The following is a 2,368-nucleotide window of genomic DNA, read 5'->3' as shown; positions in this document are numbered from 1 at the left end:
AACAGCAGGAAGTTGCCGATGGCCTTGGCGGTCTCGCCGTCTATCAGCTCGGCGTTGAAGGCTATCAAAATATTCTTGTTCTGCGATAAGACCTGGGCCAGCTGCTCCAGCTCTGTCTTCTTCAGCCCGCTGTCCTTGAGGGCCCCCGCCCCGGTGATCTTGGCCAGGCCTTTTTTGTATTCAGTGAAACCAGCCAGGTTGGAAGAAACTGTCAGGGCCTTCAGCGCCCCGTTCAGCGCCGAAGAGATGCCGCCCGCTTTGACTGTGAACTGCCCGGCTGCGATCTCGGCCAACGGTCCGGTTTTTTCAGCCATAATGTAGACCGGTACGCCCTTTTTGGCCGCCTGTCTTAATATCTGCCCGAACACCGGATGCTGGCTGTAGGGATCGGATCCCACCAGCAGTATGGCCTGGGCCTTTTCCAGGTCGGCGTAGCTCTTGCCGTTCAGTCCGCCCAGTATCTTTTCCATCTGGTCCAGCGCCCGGCCTTCGGAATAAACCAGGCTGGAGAATTTGTTTACCCCCTTCTTGGCCGCCCAGGAGCGCAGGCCCTCGGCCTCTTCCATGGAGGTCCGGCCCGAGGCCAGCACCGCCACCGCTTCCGGCCCGTGTTTCTTGACCATGGCGTCGATGTCACCGTTGACCAGGTTGAAAACCTTCTTCCATTCCACCGGGACATGGGATCTGCCCTGTTTCACCAGGGGTGCGGCCAGCCTTTCCCGGCTGTGTATCAGTTCAAAGCCGAACTTGCCCTTGAAGCAAAGCGACCCCTGGCTGGCCGGGCTTTCCTGGTTGCCGGTAAGTTTGACCGCCTTGTTGTCCTTGGTATGGATCTCGGTGCCGCAGCCCACCCCGCAGAAGGTGCAGACCGAATTGGTCTTGGGCATCTCCCAGGGGGCCGGCTTCAGATGGCGGGGACGCTCGGTCAGCGCGCCCACCGGGCAGGTCTCGATGCAGGCCCCGCAGGACACGCAGCTGGATTCGGGGAAGGGTTTCCCCAGCGACGGGGCCACGATGGTGCCAAAACCCCGGTAGACAAAGCCCAGGGCCGAGGCCCCCACCACCTCCAGGCACATCCGGACGCAGCGGCCGCACAGGATGCACTTGCTCTGGTCGCGCACCAGGAAGGGATGGCTCTCGTCGATGGGGTGTATCTTGACCTCGCCCATGAATCGCTTGACCGAAGCCTGGTACTGGGTGGCGTAGTCCCGCAGTTTGCACTCCACCACGTCGGCGCAGCCGCATTCCAGGCAGCGCTGGGCCTCGTCCGTAGCCACGGTAGAGACGAAGCCTTTTTCCACTTCCTCAAAGTTCCGGCGCTGGGCGATGGGCAGCATCGGCATCTGGGCCTTGGCCGCCTTGGGGATATGGGCGAAAAGTTCCTTGGGCACTTCGTTGATCTTGCCCTTGGTGATGTTGAAGTTCTTGACCGGCTTGGCCGCCTGCCCTGTCATCAGATAAGAGTGCATCGCTTCGGCCGCCCGGTGGGCCCCGCCGATGGCCTCCACCACCGTGGCGGCGCCGGTCACCAGGTCTCCGGCCGCGAACACCCCGGCCACGCTGGTGGCCCCGGTCTGTTCGTCGGTCTTGATGGTGGACCACTTGGTGGTCTCCACCCCGTGGTTCTGTCCCAGCACGGAGAGGTCGGGGGCCTGGCCGATGGCCGCGATGATGGTCTCGGCCTCCACCTTGTAATCAGAGCCGGCCTGGGGCACCGGGCGGCGCCGGCCCGAGGCGTCGGGCTCGCCCAATTCCATCTTCTGGCAAATCAGTCCGCCGCCTGCCCCTGAGCCTGTCGAAGGGTCGGCCTGGGTGCAGGCGATCACCCGGGTGGGCGCGGTCAAAAACTTGAACTTGACACCTTCGTGCCGGGCCTCTTCGATCTCGAAGGGATTGGCCGGCATCTCCTTTTCCGAGCGGCGGTAGACTATGCTTACCTCCTCGGCCCCCAGCCGCAGCGAGGTCCGGGCCGCGTCGATGGCGGTGTTGCCGCCGCCGATCACCGCCACGGTCCTGCCGATCTTGATCTCCTGGCCCATGGCCAGTTTTTTAAGGAAGCCTATGCCGTCCCAGACCCCGTCCGACTGCTCGCCCTCCACCCCCATCTTGGTGGAGGCATGGGCCCCGAAGCCCAGGAAAACTGCGTCGTAGGACTTCCGCAAAGAATCGATGGTGAAATCCTTGTTCAGGGTCTGCTCGCATTTTATCTCGATCCCCAGGTCGGTGATGGTCTTGATCTCCTGGTCCAAAACCTCCTTGGGCAGGCGGTACTGGGGAATGCCGTAGCGCAGCCAGCCGCCCGGTTTGGGCAGGGCCTCGAAGATGGTGACCTGGTGGCCTTTTTGCCTCAGGTAGTAGGCCGCGCTCA

General features: G+C 62.8%; 1 protein-coding gene. It reads right to left on the bottom strand.

All coding sequences use genetic code 11. From position 1 onward, the window contains the following. A partial coding sequence (locus Q7U71_06645; protein ID MDO9391433.1) for an FAD-dependent oxidoreductase occupies positions 1 to 2,368 on the bottom strand: 2,368 nt, incomplete at both ends.

The organism is bacterium, assembly GCA_030655055.1.
Taxonomy (GTDB): domain Bacteria; phylum Edwardsbacteria; class AC1; order AC1; family EtOH8; genus UBA5202.
Note: the sequence above shows the minus strand (reverse complement) of the source record. Positions and strands in the feature narration are given on the sequence as shown.